Consider the following 17,276-nt stretch of genomic DNA (forward strand, 5'->3'; position numbering starts at 1 on the left):
CCGTCCAGGGTATTACGTCTGATGCGGGAGGGACGGGGAATCATGACCAGTGGCATCGGCACGGACTGGGCGGCCTGGCAGGAGAGCTGGGACCGGCAGCAGGAGTGGTACCTGCCGGACCGCGAGGAGCGGTTCCGCGTCATGCTCGACATGGTCGAGGCGTTCGCCGGACCCGCCCCGCGCGTGCTCGACCTCGCGTGCGGCACGGGCACCATCACCGCCCGGCTGCTCGACCGCCTCCCCGGCGCCACCAGCACCGGCGTCGACCTCGACCCGGCCCTGCTCACCATCGCCCGCGGCACCTTCGCGGGCGACGACCGGGTCACGCTCGTGGAGGCCGACCTCAAGGACCCCGAGTGGACGTCGGCGCTGCCGTACGACTCCTACGACGCGGTCCTGACCGCCACCGCGCTGCACTGGCTGCGCCTCGACGACCTCACCACCCTCTACGGCCGGCTCGCGCAGCTGACCCGGGACGGCGGGGTCTTCATGAACGCCGACCACATGCCCGACGCGACCACGCCCCGCATCAACGCGGCCGAACGCGCCCAGCGGCACGCCCGGATGGAGGAGGCACGGCGGGCGGGTGCCCTGGACTGGGCGAACTGGTGGCGGTTCGCCGCCGAGGACCCGGTGCTCGCGGCCCCGACCGCCCGCCGCTTCGAGATCTACGGCGAACACGCCGACGGCGAGACCCCGTCCGCCGCCTGGCATGCGTCCGCCCTGCGCGAAAAGGGGTTCGCGGAGGCCCGGCCGGTGTGGTGCTCGCCGTCGGACACCCTGCTCCTCGCGCTGAAATAGTCAGACTTAATTGCCGGAGGAATTCCCGGAGACGCCGGAAACGGCGGACGGTGCCCCCTTTCGCGCGCATCGCGTGAATTCGGGAGCACCGTCCGCCGTTTTTCAAGGAACCTTCGTCAGAGGACCTTCGAAAGGAATGACTTCGTCCGGTCGTGCTGCGGATTCGTCAGTACCTCGCGCGGGTGACCCGCCTCGACCACGACGCCGTCGTCCATGAAGACCAGCGAATCGCCGACCTCACGGGCGAAGCCCATCTCGTGCGTGACGACGATCATCGTCATGCCGTCCTCCGCGAGGTCGCGCATCACGTCGAGGACCTCGCCGACCAGCTCCGGGTCGAGCGCCGAGGTGGGCTCGTCGAAGAGCATCAGCTTGGGCTGCATCGCCAGGGCGCGGGCGATGGCGACGCGCTGCTGCTGGCCGCCGGAGAGCTGGGCCGGGTAGTGGCCCTTGCGGCTGCCGAGCCCCACGCGGTCCAGGAGCTGCTCGGCGCGCTCGCGGGCCACGGCCTTGCTCTCGCGCTTGACCTGGAGCGGCGCCTCCATGACGTTCTCCAGTGCCGTCATGTGCGGGAAGAGGTTGAAGCGCTGGAAGACCATGCCTATCTCCCGCCGCTGCGCCGCGACCTCCTTCTCCTTCAGCTCGTAGAGCTTGTCGCCCTTCTGGCGGTAGCCGACCAGCTGGCCGTCGACGGAGAGCCGTCCGGCGGTGATCTTCTCCAGGTGGTTGATGCACCGCAGGAAGGTGGACTTGCCGGAGCCGGACGGGCCGATCAGGCAGAACACCTCGCGCGGGTTCACCTCCAGGTCGATGCCCTTGAGGATGTGCGCGGGCCCGAACGACTTGTGCACGCCCTCGGCCCTGACCATCGGACCGCCGCTCGTGCTCGGCGCGAAGTCCTTGGAGAGCTTGCTCATCGGGCCACCTCCGGGCGGCGGAAGGAGACGAACAGGCGGAGGTTCTTCCGCAGCCGCTCCAGCGGCGTCGGCGGCAGGGTCCGCGTCGAGCCCCGGGCGAAGCGCCGTTCGACGTAGTACTGCACGATGCTGAAGATCGTGGTCAGGAACAGGTACCAGATGCAGGCGACGAAGTACATCTCGACGACCGCCAGCGAGGTGCTGGAGATGTCCGTGGAGTTCTTGATCAGCTCCGGCAGCTGTACCGCGTAGGCCAGCGACGAGGTCTTCAGCATGTTGATGAACTCGTTGCCGGTCGGCGGCACGATGACGCGCATGGCCTGCGGCAGGATCACCCGGCGCAGCGTCTTGCCCTGGGTCATGCCCAGCGCGTGCGACGCCTCGGTCTGGCCCTCGTCGACGGACTGGATGCCGGCGCGGACGATCTCCGACATGTACGCGGCCTCGTTCAGACCGAGCCCCAGCAGGGCGGTCAGGATCGGCGTCATGACGTCGTTCATCTCGTTCTTGTAGAACCCGAGGTTGAGCACCGGGAAGACGAGCGAGATGTTGTACCAGAGCAGCAGCTGGACCAGGACCGGCGTGCCGCGGAAGAGCCAGATGTAGCACCAGGCCACGGTGCTGGTGACCGGGTTCGACGACAGCCGCATGACGGCGAGCACCACGCCGAGGACGACGCCGAGCACCATGGCCAGCACGGATATGTACAGCGTCGTCCAGGCGCCCGAGACGATGTCCGGGTCGAAGATGTAGTCCGGGATGACGCCGTAGTTGATCTTCGCGTTGGAGAAGGCGATCCCGATCATCGCCAGGACGGCGAGGACCAGGACGCCGGAGACCCAGCGCCCCCAGTGGCGTACGGGGATGGCCTTGATCTGCTCCGGCGGCACCGAGGGCGCCGGAGACTTGTCGACCGTGTCAGTCACAGCGACTGCCTTTCGTGATGCGCGAGGTTCAGGAGCCGCCGTTGATCTTCGCCTCGGTCACCGCACCGGCCGTGACATTCCACTTCTGCAGGATCTTCGTGTAGTCGCCGTTCTTGATGATGGCGTCCAGTGCGGCCTGCAGGGCGTCGCGCAGCTGGGTGTCGTCCTTCGCCACGGCGATGCCGTACGGACCGGCCTCGATCTGGTCGCCGACGACCTCGAAGTCCTTGCCGCCGCCGGAGGTCTTCGCGTTGTACGCGGCCACCGGGAAGTCGTTGAGGTCGGCGGCGGACGCCCCCTGCTTCAGGCGCAGCAGGGCCTCGGGGTCGGTGCCGAAGGTCTGCAGTTCGATCGGCTTCTTGCCGTCCTTCTTACACTTCTTGATCTGCTCGCGGGCGATGCCCTCGGACGTGGTGCCCTTCTGCAGGGCCACGACCTTGCCGCACAGGTCGTCCAGCGACTTGATGCCCTTCGGGTTGCCCTTCTGGACCAGGATCGAGGTGCCGGCGGTGAAGTAGTCGACGAAGTCGACGCCCTTGCCGACCTTCTTGCCGTTGCTGGAGTCGACACCGTTCTGGCGGTCCTTGGTGTCGTTCATCGCCGACATGATCACCTGGTAGCGCTTGGCCTGCTGGCCCACGATCAGGTTGTCGAACTTGTTGTTCTGGAACTCGAAGGTGACGCCGAGCTGCTTGCCGAGGGCGGCCGCGATGTCCGGGTCGATGCCGGCGGGCTTGCCGCTCTGCATGAACTCGACCGGCGAGTACGCGATGTCGGAGCCGACCTTGATGACGCCCGCCTTGCGGATGTCGGCGGGGAGCTTGCCGGCGAGCGGGGCGGAGGCGTTCGACGTGTCGGTGCCGCTGCCGGTCTTGTCCGTGTGGTCACCGCAGCCGGTGAGCAGCAGGGTGCCCGCGACCGCGATCGCACCGCCCGCTGCGATCCGGGTGCGAGTGGTCGTGCGACGGGTGGAGCTTGCGGTCATCGTGGGTTCCTCCGGCGGATGGGAAGAGGTCCGATGGGACGACGACAACACACACCTTCGTGTGTCGCGACCTCATGGGTTTACGGCATCCTGCCATTCGGACTGGGCCATTCAGGGCCGTCACAATGTCAAAATCGGATAACGGGTGATCCCGAACCGCATCAGGTCGGTACAACCCCGCTGCACCCCCGCCGGAGAATCTGCGGAAATTCGCTCACCAGGCCGGAAAATCGTCGACATGTCTCACGATTCGGATGGCCGGACCGCGTGCATTCGGGGCATTCGCGCACCGGGGGAAGTGGAGGCCGGGGCGCCGCTTCCGGGCAGTTGCCGGGGGCCGTCACGGCGGCGTGGAGCGGTTCGGCGGCGCTTCGGTGGCGGTTCGGCGGCGGTTCAAGGGTGGCTGGTTGGCGCGGCCACGCCATGTGACCTTGCGCCCAATGGACTCGTGGTCGGACCGTCCGTCCGGTAAGAAGGTTCTTTACACCCCTCATCCGGGGCTCAGGGCGCGTGTGCGGCGCGCCCGTCGCGTATGTGCTCCCGCTTCACCTTCGACGAGCCGTACGCGGTGCCCGCCCGCTCCTCACCCGGAGCGGCCGACCCTCAAACCATGCATACCTAAGGGGTAAGACAAAGTGGCAGCGGAGATCGTCAATCCTCGCAGCGACAGCGGTACCGGACCGGAGGGCGGGGCCGAGCCCCTGGACTCCTTCGATCCGGCGTTCGCGCTGCATCGTGGCGGCAAGATGGCCGTGCGGGCCACCGTGCCGATCCGCGACAAGGACGACCTTTCCCTCGCGTACACGCCCGGTGTGGCGCGCGTGTGCACCGCGATCGCTCAACAGCCCGAGCTCGTCAACGACTACACCTGGAAGTCCTCGGTCGTCGCCGTCGTCACCGACGGCACCGCCGTGCTCGGCCTCGGGGACATCGGTCCCGAGGCGTCCCTGCCCGTCATGGAGGGCAAGGCGATCCTGTTCAAGCAGTTCGGCGGGGTCGACGCGGTGCCGATCGCGCTCGCCTGCACCGACGTGGACGAGATCGTCGAGACCGTCGTCCGGCTCGCCCCCTCCTTCGGCGGGGTGAACCTGGAGGACATCTCGGCCCCCCGGTGCTTCGAGATCGAACGGCGCCTCCAGGAACGGCTGGACATCCCGGTCTTCCACGACGACCAGCACGGCACGGCCGTCGTGACCCTCGCGGCGCTCAGGAACGCGGCCCGGCTCAGCGGCCGGGAGATCGGGCAGCTGCGCGCCGTCATCTCCGGCGCCGGAGCGGCCGGGGTCGCCATCGCCCGGATGCTGGTCGAGGCCGGCATCGGGGACGTGGCGGTCGCCGACCGCAAGGGCGTCGTCTCGGCGGAGCGCACCGATCTGACCGACGTCAAGCGGGAGGTGGCCGGCTTCACCAACAAGGCGGGCATCAACGGCTCGCTGGAGGACGCGCTCGTCGGCGCCGACGTCTTCATCGGCGTCTCCGGCGGTACGGTCCCCGAGGAGGCCGTCGCCTCCATGGCCGAGGGAGCCTTCGTGTTCGCGATGGCCAACCCGAACCCGGAGGTGCACCCGGAGGTGGCGCACAAGTACGCGGCGGTCGTCGCGACCGGGCGCTCGGACTTCCCCAACCAGATCAACAACGTGCTCGCCTTCCCGGGCATCTTCGCCGGGGCGCTCCAGGTGCGGGCGAGCCGGATCACCGAGGGCATGAAGATCGCCGCCGCGGAGGCGCTGGCCGCCGTCGTCGGCGACGACCTCGCCCCCGACTACGTGGTCCCCTCGCCCTTCGACGAGCGGGTCGCCCCCGCCGTGACGGCGGCCGTCGCGGCGGCCGCCCGCGCGGAGGGCGTGGCCCGGCGCTGACGTCCACGGGCGCGGCGGCGATGTCTGCGGGCGCGGCGACGATGCCTGTGGGTCTGATGCCGAGCGGCTTGGTGCCGAGCGGCCCTGTGCCGTAGCGCATGTGTGCCGTGCTGAACGGCCTCGCCCTTTCCGGGCGGGGCCGTTCAGTCGTTCTGGCGCCTTGGTGCGCGGGGCGCGTTGCGCCGCACGGGTGCCGGAGGCAAGAGGGCGTGTGTCACACCGTCCGCCGGTTCCGCCCGGGGCGGGACGGAACCTATCGTCGGGCCCATGTTCGCTGTCTACGCCGCCCGGATCGACCGTGACCAGCCGCTGTCCGGCCTTGAGTTGGGGGAGCGCCCGGCTCCCGGGGCCCGGCCCGGCTGGAGCACCGTCGACGTCCGCGCCGCCTCCCTCAACCACCATGACCTCTGGTCCCTGCGGGGCGTCGGGCTCCCCGAGGAACGGCTGCCGATGATCCTCGGCTGCGACGCCGCCGGGGTCGACGCGGACGGCAACGAGGTCGTCCTGCACTCCGTCATCGGGCAGACCGGCCATGGAGTCGGCCCCCGCGAACCCCGCTCCATCCTCACCGAGCGCTACCCGGGCACCTTCGCCGAGCAGGTCGCCGTGCCCACCTGGAATCTGCTGCCCAAGCCGGAGGGCATGTCCTTCGCCGAGGCCGCCTGTCTGCCGACGGCCTGGCTGACCGCGTACCGGATGCTGTTCACCAACGCCGGGGTACGGCCCGGCGACTCGGTCCTCGTACAGGGCGCGGGCGGCGGGGTCGCCACCGCCGCGATCATGCTCGGCAAGGCGGCCGGGCTGCGCGTCTTCGCCACGAGCCGGGACGAGGCGAAGCGCAAGCGGGCCCTGGAACTCGGTGCCGTCGAGGCGGTGGAGCCGGGGGCGCGGCTGCCGCAGCGGGTCGACGCCGTGATCGAGACCGTGGGCGCGGCCACCTGGTCCCACTCGGTGAAGTCGCTACGGCCCGGCGGCACGCTGGTCATCTCCGGCGCGACCAGCGGCGACCGGCCCTCGCACGCCGAACTGACCCGCATCTTCTTCCTGGAGCTGAAGGTCGTCGGCTCCACCATGGGCACCAAGGACGAGCTGGAGGACCTGCTCTCCTTCTGCGCCGTCACCGGTCTGCGGCCCGTCATCGACGAGGTGCTGCCGCTGGACCGCGCCCGCGAGGGCTTCGAACGGCTGGAGTCCGGCGAGCAGTTCGGGAAGATCGTGCTCACCAACTCCTGAACTCCCCACCGATGACGGTGGCGGTGGCGGTGGCGTCAGGGGTGACGCAGGGGTGACGCAGGGGCGGGTCCGGTGGCGGGCCCGCCCTTTTTCCGCGCCGCATGTCAACTTGGGTTGACATTCGAATCGGTGTCAACCTAAGTTGACGTCATGACGGATGCAACGGATCTCGCCCAGCGGGCCGGCGACCGCGATCCGCGGGTCGGGCTGCGCGCTGTGGCCGCGCTCCGCAGGCTGCTGGAGCAGCTGGAGGCGGTACAGGTGCGTGCCGCGCGCCAGCAGGGCTGGTCGTGGCAGGAGATCGCCGCCGAGCTGGGTGTCAGCCGGCAGGCCGTGCACAAGAAGTACGGGAGGCAGTGATGTTCGAACGCTTCACCAAGGACGCCCGCGAAGTCGTCACCGGCGCGGTCGAGCACGGGGAGCGGGCGGGGGCGCGGTCCATCGGTGCCGAGCATCTGCTGCTCGCCCTCCTGGACCGCGAGGGAACCCGGGCGTCCTTCGCGCTGGCCGCGCTCGGCCTGGGCGAACGGAAGGCCTCGCTGCGCGAGGCGCTCGACCAGGCGCGGCGGCGGGCGGGGCTGTCCCGCGCCGAGGCGGACGCGCTCGCCGGACTCGGCATCGACGTCACCGAGATCGTCTCCCGCGTCGAGGAGGCGCACGGCGCCGGGGCGCTGACCGGCGACCACCGGAAGCCGGGCGGCCGGCCCGGCCGCCAGCCCTTCGACCGGGACGCCAAGAGCGTCATGGAGGGGGCACTGCGCGCCGCCGTCGCCCGCCGCGACCGGCACATCGGTGACGAGCACCTCCTGCTCGCCCTGACCACGCGCCCCGGAGTCCCCGCCGAGGTGCTCGCCGACCACGGGGTCACCCACGAGGCGCTGCTGCGCGTCCTGTACGGCGAAGGCACCGCCCAGGCGGGCTGAACCGGTTGTTCCCGGCCGGTTTCCGGGACGGGGGCGGCCGCTGATCGCGACACCGACTGGCGCGGGCGCCCCTGACCCCGGCACCAGGCCGGCCGCGACCCTCGCGACGCGCCAGGCCGGCCGCGACCTCCGCGACGCGCCAGGCCGGCCGCGACCTCCGCGACGCGCCAGGCCCGCCGCGACCCCTGCGACGCACCAGGCCCGCCGCGACCTCCGCGACGCGCCGGGCCGGCCGCGACCCCCGCGACGTACCAGGCCGGCCGCGACCCCCGCGACGCACCAGGCCCGCCGCCCCTCTCGCGACGCGCCAGGCCAACCGTCCCCCCCTCGCGACGCGCCAGGCCAACCGTCCCCCCTCGCGACGTACCAGGCCAACCCCTCTCCGCCGCCACGCCCGTGACCCCGGCCGAAGCCCCGCAGGGGACCCGCCGGGATCGCGGGCGGTTCAGCCTCTCGGCCCGCGCAGCGTCGCGCCGACATGGGCCGCGGCCGTGGAGAGGCGGTGGCGGATGTCGTGGAGCTGGGCCTCGGTGACGCCGTGGTCGCGGGCCGCGTCCCGGATGTCGTCCCGGAAGCGGTCGAGGAGGCGGTCCAGGTCGCGGGCCGGGTCGCCGGAGGGCTCCTCGTGGGCCCAGGACGGCTCGTACTCCGCGGGGAAGTCCTCCGGGACGGTGCCGTACTCCGGTGTCGTCCTCGGGTCGGCGCCCTTGGCGGAGGCCGCCGGGCGGGCGTACTCCTTGCCGAACTCGCCGAATTCCCGGGCCAGTTCCGAGATGCCCTCGCGCACTCCGGTCGGCCAGTCGCCCCGGCCGAAGGCGTCCTGCACCCGCTCCTGGACCCGGCGGGCGACGCGCTGCATCTCCTCCTGCGCCTGGGCCCGCGCCCTCGACTGCGCCTCCTGGGCCTGGCGGCGGGCCCGCTGGGCCTCCTCGCGGGCCCGGCGGCTCTCGTCCTTGGCCCGCCTGGCCTGCTCCTTCCACTCCTGCTTGGCCCGGCGCAGCTCCTCCTTCGCGGCCCGCCACGACTCCGGGTCGCCGCCCTGGTCGCCGTAGGCGTGGGACGACTGGGCGGAGCCGGTCCGGGCGCCCTGGCGGGCCTCGGTCGCGGCCGCGCGCATCTCGCGGCGCAGATCGCCCGCCGCGCCGCGCACATCGGCCTTGATCTCGGCGGCCAGTTCCGCGACCGAGTCGCGGATCTCCAGCTCCAGGTCGGCCAGTTCACCGCTGCGGTCGGCCAGTTCGGCGCGGCCCGCGTCGGTGATCGCGTACACCTTGCGGCCGCCCTCGGTGGTGTGGGTGACCAGGCCCTCCGCCTCCAGCTTGGCCAGGCGGGGGTAGACCGTGCCCGCCGAGGGGGCGTAGAGGCCCTGGAAGCGTTCTTCGAGGAGCCGGATCACCTCGTAGCCGTGGCGGGGCGCCTCGTCGAGCAGCTTCAGCAAATACAGGCGCAGGCGGCCGTGGGCGAAGACGGGAGGCATGTCAGAGCACCTTCTTGTCGGTCGTGAAGGAATTGTCCCCCGGAGCGGCGCCGGGCCCCGCCGGCCCGCCCGCGTCCTCGCCGGCCGGGCGGCGCAGCAGGGCGATGGAGCCGGAGACCGTGGTGGCCTTGAGCCTGCCGCTGCCCGTGCCCAGCCGGCCCGTGACCTTGTGGGCGCCCCACTGGCCGTGCACCCGCAGTCCGTCGAAGGCGTTGGAGATCTGCCCGCTCGCGGTGTTCGCCTCCACCTCCGTGTCCGCCGGGTGCGGCAGACGGATGGCGATCTCGCCGGACACGCTGGTCAGGCGGACGTCGGTGGGGCCCGCCGGATCCAGGTCCACGATCATCGAGCCGCTGACGGAGTCGGCGCGGACGGCGGGGCCCGAGCCGTCCATCACGGTCAGGTCGCCCGAGACGGAGTTGAAGCGCAGGTCGCCGGTGACGGTCTGGGCCTCCAGATTGCCGGAGACGGTGTCCGCGCGGACCGGACCGGAGAGCCCGACCAGCGTCGCGTCCCCGGTGACGCCCTTGACCACCGCCGGGCCGCGCAGCCCCGAGACGACCGCCCCGGCGCCCACCACGCCCACCTCCACACGGGTGTCCGCCGGAACGGCGAGGGAGACCACCGCGCTGCGGCGCCAGCCCTTGCGGTCGAGCCACTTCAGGAAGCCCTTCCAGGGCAGGTCCTCGTACGCCACCGTGAGCGTGCCGCCCTGCTGGGTGACGATCAGGGGCGGGCCCTCGATCTCGGAGACCTCCAGGCGGGCGGAACTCTCCTCCGTGCCCACCACGTTCACCAGACCGTTGACGATGCGCACGTGCAGTTCGCTCACGGGAGCGTCGAAGGTGAGCTTCTGGGGCTCGGCGACGGACCACTCGGACATGGGGCCTCCTCGGCAAGGGCGGGACGTGACACGCCATATCGCGTCTTCCGGGAAACACGATATATCGTGGCTCCGGGAAGTCAAGACACTCTTTCGTGAGCGCCCGCGGGCCCACCGCCCGGACACTTGCGCGACCACCGCCCGGACAAACGACAGCAGGCCCGCGACGGAAGCCGAAGCTCTCCGTCGTGGGCCTGCCGAAAGCAGCCGGGGGTCTCCCCGAGGGGTCCTACTCGTCGTCCTCGTCGTCCAGCCGCGCCAGCCACGTCGCCAGCCGCTCCACCGGGACCTCGAAGTCCGGGTTCAGGTCGACGAACGTCCGCAGCTGCTCGGCGAGCCACTCGAAGGTGACCTCCTCCTCGCCGCGCCGCTTCTCCAGTTCCTCGATGCCTCGGTCGGTGAAGTACATGGCTGGAGCTCCGTCGGTGGGTGTGCGAAGGGACATCGAAATCATAGGCAGCCGCGAGCCCGAACGGGAAAGGGCCCGGCCCCCGGACGCATCCGGAAGCCGAGCCCTCTCGCCGAAACGCGGCCCGTGCGGGGCTACGCCTCGAACACCTCACGCACCAGCTGCTCCTGCTCCGCCTGGTGGCGCTTGGCGGAGCCGACCGCCGGGGAGGAGCCGTGCGACCGCGAGATGCGGCGCAGGCGCTCGCCCGCCGGGACGTCGGCTCCGACGGCCAGGTCCAGGTGGTCGATCAGGTTGAGGGCGATGAAGGGCCACGCGCCCTGGTTGGCCGGCTCCTCCTGGGCCCAGATGTACTTCTCGGCGTTGGGGTACTTGTTGACCTCCGCCTGGACCTCCGCACCCGGCAGCGGGTACAGACGCTCGAGGCGGATGATCGCCGTGTCCGTGATGCCGCGCTTCTGCCGCCCGGCCTCCAGGTCGTAGTACACCTTGCCCGAGCAGAACACGACCTTGCGGACGGCGGCCGGGTCGACCGTGCTGTCGCCGATGACCGGACGGAACTCGCCGGAGGTGAACTCCTCCGCCGTCGACGCCGCCGCCTTCAGACGCAGCATCGACTTCGGGGTGAAGACGATCAGCGGCTTGTGGTCCGGGTTGTGGACCTGCCACCGCAGGAGGTGGAAGTAGTTCGACGGGAGCGTGGGCATCGCGACCGTCATGTTGTTCTGCGCGCAGAGCTGCAGGAACCGCTCCGGGCGGGCCGAGGAGTGGTCCGGGCCCTGGCCCTCGTAGCCGTGCGGGAGGAGCAGGACCACACCGGAGGTCTGGTTCCACTTCTGCTCGGCCGAGGAGATGAACTCGTCCACGACGGTCTGCGCGCCGTTGACGAAGTCACCGAACTGGGCCTCCCACATCACGAGCGCGTCCGGGCGGGCCAGCGAGTAGCCGTACTCGAAGCCCATGGCCGCGTACTCGGACAGCAGGGAGTTGTAGACGTTCAGCCGCGCCTGGTCCTCGGAGAGGTACTGCAGCGGGGTGTACTCCTCGCCGGTCTCCCGGTCGATGAGCACCGCGTGGCGCTGGCCGAAGGTGCCGCGCTGGGAGTCCTGGCCCGCGAGGCGGACCGGGGTGCCCTCCAGGAGCAGCGAGCCGATGGCCAGGGTCTCGCCCATGCCCCAGTCGATCGTGCCGTCCTCGACCATGGACGCCCGGCGCTGCAGCTGCGGCAGCAGCCGCGGGTGGGCGGTGATGTGGTCGGGGATGTCGATCTGGGACTCGACGATCCGCTTCACGGTCTCCGCGGAGATCGCGGTCGGCACCGCCACCGGGAAGTTGTCGCTCGGCGCCTGGGACTCGCCCTGGGCCGGCTGCGCGGTGGCCTCGCGGACCTCCGTGAAGACCTTCTCCAGCTGGCCCTGGTAGTCCTGGAGCGCCTGCTCGGCCTCTTCCAGGGTGATGTCGCCGCGACCGATGAGGGACTCGGTGTAGAGCTTGCGCACCGAGCGCTTCTTGTCGATCAGGTCGTACATCAGCGGCTGGGTGAAGGCCGGGTTGTCCGACTCGTTGTGACCGCGGCGGCGGTAGCAGATGAGGTCGATCACCACGTCCTTGTTGAACGCCTGGCGGAACTCGAAGGCGAGCCGCGCGACGCGGACCACGGCCTCCGGGTCGTCGCCGTTCACGTGGAAGATCGGGGCCTCGATCATGCGGGCCACGTCGGTGGCGTACATGGACGAGCGGGAGGACTCCGGGGCGGCGGTGAAGCCGACCTGGTTGTTGATGACGATGTGGACCGTGCCGCCGGTGCGGTAACCCCGCAGCTGCGACATGTTCAGGGTCTCGGCCACCACGCCCTGGCCCGCGAAGGCCGCGTCGCCATGGATCGCCACCGGCAGGACGGTGAAGTCCGTGCCGCCCTTGTTGATGATGTCCTGCTTGGCGCGGGCGACGCCCTCCAGGACCGGGTCGACCGCCTCCAGGTGCGAGGGGTTCGCGACCAGGGAGACCGCGATCTGCTCGCCGTCCAGGCCGGTGAAGGTGCCCTTGGCGCCCAGGTGGTACTTCACGTCGCCGGAGCCGTGCATCGACTTCGGGTCGAGGTTGCCCTCGAACTCCCGGAAGATCTGCGCGTACGACTTGCCGACGATGTTGGCGAGGATGTTCAGGCGGCCGCGGTGGGCCATGCCGATGACGACCTCGTCCAGGCGCGACTCGGCGGCGGAGTCGATGACCGCGTCGAGCAGCGGGATGACGGACTCGCCGCCCTCAAGCGAGAAGCGCTTCTGGCCGACGTACTTCGTCTGCAGGAAGGTCTCGAACGCCTCGGCGGCGTTCAGACGGCGCAGGATGCGCAGCTGCTCCTCGCGCTCCGGCTTGGAGTGCGGGCGCTCGACGCGGTCCTGGATCCACTTGCGCTGCTTGGGGTCCTGGATGTGCATGAACTCGATGCCGATGGTGCGGCAGTACGAGTCGCGCAGCACGCCGAGGATGTCGCGCAGCTTCATGAGGGACTTGCCGGCGAAGCCGCCGACGGCGAACTCGCGCTCCAGGTCCCACAGGGTGAGCCCGTGCTCGGTGATGTCGAGGTCGGGGTGCTTGCGCTGCTGGTACTCCAGCGGGTCGGTGTCGGCCATGACGTGGCCGCGGACCCGGTAGGAGTGGATCAGCTCGAAGACGCGGGCGGCCTTGGTGACGTCGTCGTCGTGGCTGGCGTCGATGTCCTTGAGCCAGCGGACCGGCTCGTAGGGGATGCGCAGCGCCTCGAAGATGTCGTCGTAGAAGCCGTTCTCGCCGAGGAGAAGGTTCGCGACCTGGCGCAGGAACTCGCCGGAGGCGGCGCCCTGGATCGTCCGGTGGTCGTAGGTCGACGTGAGCGTCATGACCTTCGAGATGCCGAGCTTGTTCAGGGTGTCCTGGCTGGTGCCCTGGAACTCCGCCGGGTAGTCCATGGAGCCGACGCCCATGATGACCGACTGGCCGGGCATCAGACGCGGGACCGAGTGGACGGTGCCGAGGCCGCCGGGGTTGGTCAGGGAGACCGTGACGCCGGTGAAGTCGTCCATGGTCAGCTTGCCCTCGCGGGCGCGGCGGACGATGTCCTCGTAGGCCTGCCAGAACTCGAAGAAGTTCAGCGTCTCGGCCTTCTTGATCGCCGCGACGACCAGCTGGCGGTCGCCGTTGGGCTTGACCAGGTCGATGGCGAGACCGAGGTTGACGTGCGGCGGCTTGACGAGGGTGGGCTTCCCGTCCTTCTCGCCGAACGACCAGTTCATGGACGGCATGGCCTTGATGGCCTGCACCATGGCGAAGCCGATCAGGTGCGTGAAGGAGATCTTCCCGCCCCGGGCGCGCTTCAGGTGGTTGTTGATGACGATGCGGTTGTCGAACAGCAGCTTCACCGGGACCGCGCGGACCGAGGTGGCCGTCGGCAGCTCCAGCGAGGCGTTCATGTTCTTGACCACGGCGGCGGCCGGGCCGCGCAGGGTGATCAGCTCGGGGCCTTCGGCGGCCGGCGCGGCGGCCTTCGGCTGAGCGGCGGCCGGGGCCTGCGCGGGCCTGGCGGGGGCCGGGGCGGCCTTCGCCGCCGGGGCCGGAGCCGGGGCCTGGGCCGGAGCGGCGGGCTTCACGGCGGCCGGGGCCTGCGCGGCGGGCGCGGCCTGGGCCGGTGCGGCCGAGGTGGTCCCCGCGGCCCCCGCGGCCGTGGCGCTCACCGGAGCCGAGGCGGCAGGAGCCCCCGGCTTGTAGTCGGCGAAGAAGTCCCACCAGGCGCGATCAACCGAATTCGGGTCCTGGAGGTACTGCTGATAGATCTCGTCGACGAGCCACTCGTTCGGGCCGAACGCCGCGGCGGGGTTCTTCCCGGCTTGGTCGTCGGTCGAAAGGTTCGAGTTACTGGGGGACTGTGGCGACACGGCGGCAACCGCCCTCTTCCGCTTCACAAGGTGATGGACAGCGGGAATAAAGGCTACGCCTCCCGGAGCGCGATGGTCAGGTCGGGCCCGTTCATCGTCGTGTAAGTCACATCGGGAACCGCGTTTCGGGGCCTGAAATGGCGGGAAACAAGCGTGGTTCCGCACGTCAGAGCGAGGGTGAGGGTGCGAGGAACCAGGCCCTTGAAACGCCGTCGTTCGTCGACCGGCGCGGGCCCGGACCTGATCACACGGTTCCGGCGGCGCGGATCTTCGGTGATCTTGGTCTTCCGGAGTGAACTCTACGTCAACTCGGCTACGAGGAAAGCCCCGGAAGAGTGACGATGATCCGGCAGCCGCGCTCGGATTCGGCCACGCCGATCCGTCCGCCGTGCAGATCCACCGCCCAGCGGGCGATCGCGAGACCGAGTCCCGTGCCCCCGTCGCTGCCCGGACCGTGCGGACGGGTCACCGAGCCCCGGTTGAACCGCTCGAACACCCGGTGCCACTCCGACCTGGGGATGCCCGGACCCTCGTCCTGGACCTCCAGCTCCAGCGACTCCGGCTGTGCCCCGCGCCGCGCCCGCACGGTCACCCGGCCGTAGGCGGGGCTGTGCTTGACGGCGTTGTCGATCAGGTTGGCGACGACCTGGTGGATGCGCTCGGGGTCCGCGTGCGCGGTCAGCTCCGGCGGGGAGACGTCCAGGTGCAGATGCACATCGGTACGGGTGTGGGTGCCCGAGCCCGAGGCGATGCCCGCGCGCGCGGAGGCGACCATGTTGGCCTCCTTCAGCACCCCGGACAGATACGGCCACACCTCGAAGCGGCGCAGCTTCAGCGGGACGACGCCGTTGTCGAGCCGGGAGAGGTCGAGCAGGGTCTCCACGAGCCGGCCCAGGCGCTCGGTCTGCTGGAGCGCGGTGCGCATGGTCTCGGGGTCGGCCTCGGTGACGCCGTCGACGATGTTCTCCAGCACCGCGCGCAGGCCCGCGATCGGGGTGCGCAGCTCGTGCGAGACGTTCGCCACCAGCTCCTTGCGCTGGCGGTCCTGGGCCTCCAGCTCGTCGGCCATGACGTTGATCGTCACGGCCAGGTCGCCCAGTTCGTCGCGGCGGCCCTCGCTCACCCGGCGGGTGTAGTCGCCGTGCGAGATGGAGCGGGCCACCGCGTTCATCTCGTCCAGCGGGGCGGTGAGCGAGTGCGCCACGAACTGGGTGATCAGCAGCGTGGCGATCATCGAGAAGACCGTGATGAAGCGCAGCTCGGTCTTGGTGTGCACCGCGATCATGGACAGACCGGTGGTGATCAGCACCGAGATGACGACCAGGGCGCCCAGCTTGGTCTTGATCGAGAACGGGCGTACGCCGCCCCAGGGCTGATTCCTCCCGGAGCCATTCCGTGCGGCTTCCCGTCCCCCGCTCACGGCGTCGGCGTCTCCAGCGCGTACCCGACACCGTGCACCGTGCGGATGCGTTCGGCGCCGATCTTCCGCCGCAGGGCCTTGATGTGGCTGTCCACCGTCCGGGTGCCGGAGGCGTCCGCCCAGTCCCACACCTCGGCGAGGAGCTGCTCACGGGAGAGCACCGCGCGCGGGGTGTTGGCCAGGCACACCAGCAGGTCGAACTCGGTGGGCGTCAGATGCACGTCCTCGGCCTTGACCCGCACCCGGCGCTGGGCGTGGTCGATCTCCAGCTCGCCGAGGCGCAGTATCCCGGAGCGGGGCGTGGTGGCCGCGATGGCGGCGCGCTCCATGCGGCGCAGCAGCACGTGCACACGGGCCGCCAGTTCCCGCATGGAGAACGGCTTGGTCATGTAGTCGTCGGCGCCGACGCCCAGGCCGACCAGCATGTCGGTCTCGTCGTCGCGCGCGGTGAGCATCAGCACCGGCACCGGGCGGGCGGCCTGCACGCGGCGGCAGACCTCCAGGCCGTCGAAGCCGGGGAGCATGATGTCGAGGATCAGCAGGTCGGGCTGCCATGCCTCGGCGGTGTCGACGGCTGCCGGGCCGTCGCCGGCGGTCTGCACGAGGAATCCCTCCGCGCGCAGCCGGGCCGCGATGGCGTCGACGATCGTGGGGTCGTCCTCGACGACCAGCACCCGGCGCTGGGCGCCCTGGGTCGTGGTCGCCGCACCGGTCTGGGAGGTCTGTGTCTGCTCCATCGCCCGCCCCTGCTGCTTTCCGGAATCCGTGGGGTGATCCCATGACTGCGTTCGACGCCTGATGATCGGTGTCAGGGCAGCACATTACGGGGACACGCCGGGCCGTCGCTATCCAGGGCGGACGGCGAGATGCACCACGTCGGGAACGCCACGGGCAACGGGCACCTCTTCGGTACGCACCTGCCGGAACCCGGCATTCCGCAAGGTTCCTTCAAATTCCGGAGAGGGCTGGGCCGACCACACCGCCAGTACCCCGCCCGGCCTCAACACCCTTGCGCAGGCGGCGAGTCCGGCCTTCGTGTACAGCCCGTCGTTGTCCTCGGTGACGGTCCATCCAGGGCCGTTGTCGATGTCGAGGCACAGTGCGTCGAACGTGTCCGATGTCTCATTGACGTAAGAGACGAGATCGTCCTCGACCACGGCGGTGCGCGGGTCCGCGAGCGCGTCCGCCGACAGGTCCCCGAGCGGTCCGGACCGGTGCCAGCCGATCACGGCGGGCTCGCGCTCCACCACGACGATCCGGCCCCAGTACGGATCGGCCGCCGCGTGGGCGAGCGAGAAGCCGACCCCCAGGCCGCCGATCAGCACGTCCGGCGCCGGGCGGCCGTCGAGCGCGGTCCGCGCGGCGTCCACGAGCAGCCGCTCCGAGCGCCCGTCCGAGGTGTCCATCAGGAAGCATCCGTTGGCGATGATCTGGAGCAGGCCGCCGTGCCGGCGCAGGACCACCTCGCCGTACGGCCCGTCGCGCCGGTCCAGGACAACGGGGCTGTCGTGCGTCGTGGTCATGCGGGTCAT

At 70.6% G+C, this 17,276-nt stretch carries 15 protein-coding genes; 5 read left to right on the plus strand and 10 right to left on the minus strand.

Features of this window, described 5'->3' with window-relative positions; all coding sequences use genetic code 11:
• The first annotated feature begins 42 nt into the window (after positions 1–42).
• A complete protein-coding gene (locus AB0898_RS04115) occupies positions 43–801 on the plus strand; it encodes a class I SAM-dependent methyltransferase (protein ID WP_366801239.1) in 759 nt (252 codons plus the stop codon).
• Between the two features lie 116 nt (positions 802–917).
• Here AB0898_RS04115 and AB0898_RS04120 read toward each other — a convergent pair whose 3' ends face one another.
• Genes AB0898_RS04120 through AB0898_RS04130 form a run of 3 tightly spaced genes read right to left on the minus strand, consistent with a single transcriptional unit; the run spans position 918 to position 3,629 of the window.
• Positions 918–1,718, minus strand: a complete 801-nt coding sequence (locus tag AB0898_RS04120) for an amino acid ABC transporter ATP-binding protein (RefSeq protein WP_366801240.1) — start codon at positions 1,716–1,718, stop codon at positions 918–920.
• Positions 1,715–2,644: an amino acid ABC transporter permease gene (locus AB0898_RS04125; protein ID WP_366801241.1), complete on the minus strand. Its 930-nt coding sequence runs from the start codon at positions 2,642–2,644 to the stop codon at positions 1,715–1,717. Before AB0898_RS04125 ends, AB0898_RS04120 begins: the two co-directional genes overlap by 4 nt.
• A gap of 28 nt (positions 2,645–2,672) precedes the next feature.
• Positions 2,673–3,629, minus strand: coding sequence for an ABC transporter substrate-binding protein (locus tag AB0898_RS04130; RefSeq protein WP_366801242.1), 957 nt, complete (start codon positions 3,627–3,629; stop codon positions 2,673–2,675).
• Between the two features lie 635 nt (positions 3,630–4,264).
• On the opposite strand from AB0898_RS04130, the gene AB0898_RS04135 reads away from it, so the two are divergent.
• From AB0898_RS04135 to AB0898_RS04150, 4 genes are all read left to right on the plus strand, one after another.
• On the plus strand, positions 4,265–5,488 hold the full coding sequence (locus AB0898_RS04135) for an NADP-dependent malic enzyme (protein ID WP_366801243.1): 1,224 nt from the start codon (positions 4,265–4,267) through the stop codon (positions 5,486–5,488).
• A 267-nt stretch (positions 5,489–5,755) separates the two neighbouring features.
• Positions 5,756–6,721, plus strand: coding sequence for a zinc-binding dehydrogenase (locus AB0898_RS04140; RefSeq protein WP_366801244.1), 966 nt, complete (start codon positions 5,756–5,758; stop codon positions 6,719–6,721).
• A 150-nt stretch (positions 6,722–6,871) separates the two neighbouring features.
• On the plus strand, positions 6,872–7,081 hold the full coding sequence (locus AB0898_RS04145; protein WP_366801245.1) for a helix-turn-helix domain-containing protein: 210 nt from the start codon (positions 6,872–6,874) through the stop codon (positions 7,079–7,081).
• Complete coding sequence (locus AB0898_RS04150) at positions 7,081–7,644, plus strand: Clp protease N-terminal domain-containing protein (RefSeq protein WP_366801246.1); 564 nt, start codon at positions 7,081–7,083, stop codon at positions 7,642–7,644. Before AB0898_RS04145 ends, AB0898_RS04150 begins: the two co-directional genes overlap by 1 nt.
• A 445-nt stretch (positions 7,645–8,089) precedes the next feature.
• On the opposite strand, the gene AB0898_RS04155 is transcribed toward AB0898_RS04150, so the two are convergent.
• The 7 genes from AB0898_RS04155 to AB0898_RS04185 all read right to left on the minus strand — a co-directional run bounded on the left by AB0898_RS04155 (position 8,090) and on the right by AB0898_RS04185 (position 17,267).
• Complete coding sequence (locus tag AB0898_RS04155) at positions 8,090–9,121, minus strand: helix-turn-helix transcriptional regulator (protein WP_366801247.1); 1,032 nt, start codon at positions 9,119–9,121, stop codon at positions 8,090–8,092.
• Between the two features lies 1 nt (position 9,122).
• Positions 9,123–10,004, minus strand: coding sequence for a DUF4097 family beta strand repeat-containing protein (locus tag AB0898_RS04160; RefSeq protein WP_366801248.1), 882 nt, complete (start codon positions 10,002–10,004; stop codon positions 9,123–9,125).
• Positions 10,005–10,233: 229 nt separating this feature from the next.
• Positions 10,234–10,413, minus strand: a complete 180-nt coding sequence (locus tag AB0898_RS04165; RefSeq protein WP_003992906.1) for a DUF6104 family protein — start codon at positions 10,411–10,413, stop codon at positions 10,234–10,236.
• Between the two features lie 134 nt (positions 10,414–10,547).
• On the minus strand, positions 10,548–14,324 hold the full coding sequence (locus tag AB0898_RS04170) for a multifunctional oxoglutarate decarboxylase/oxoglutarate dehydrogenase thiamine pyrophosphate-binding subunit/dihydrolipoyllysine-residue succinyltransferase subunit (RefSeq protein ID WP_366801249.1): 3,777 nt from the start codon (positions 14,322–14,324) through the stop codon (positions 10,548–10,550).
• A 313-nt stretch (positions 14,325–14,637) separates the two neighbouring features.
• Entirely contained in the window at positions 14,638–15,744 is a 1,107-nt protein-coding gene (locus AB0898_RS04175; RefSeq protein WP_366801250.1) for an ATP-binding protein, read from the minus strand.
• A complete protein-coding gene (locus tag AB0898_RS04180; protein ID WP_361775487.1) occupies positions 15,741–16,481 on the minus strand; it encodes a response regulator transcription factor in 741 nt (246 codons plus the stop codon). Before AB0898_RS04180 ends, AB0898_RS04175 begins: the two co-directional genes overlap by 4 nt.
• Positions 16,482–16,589: 108 nt before the next feature.
• A complete protein-coding gene (locus AB0898_RS04185) occupies positions 16,590–17,267 on the minus strand; it encodes a spermidine synthase (protein WP_366801251.1) in 678 nt (225 codons plus the stop codon).
• Positions 17,268–17,276: the final 9 nt, after the last annotated feature.

It is taken from the genome of Streptomyces sp. NPDC005435 (assembly GCF_040703155.1).
Classification (GTDB): domain Bacteria; phylum Actinomycetota; class Actinomycetes; order Streptomycetales; family Streptomycetaceae; genus Streptomyces.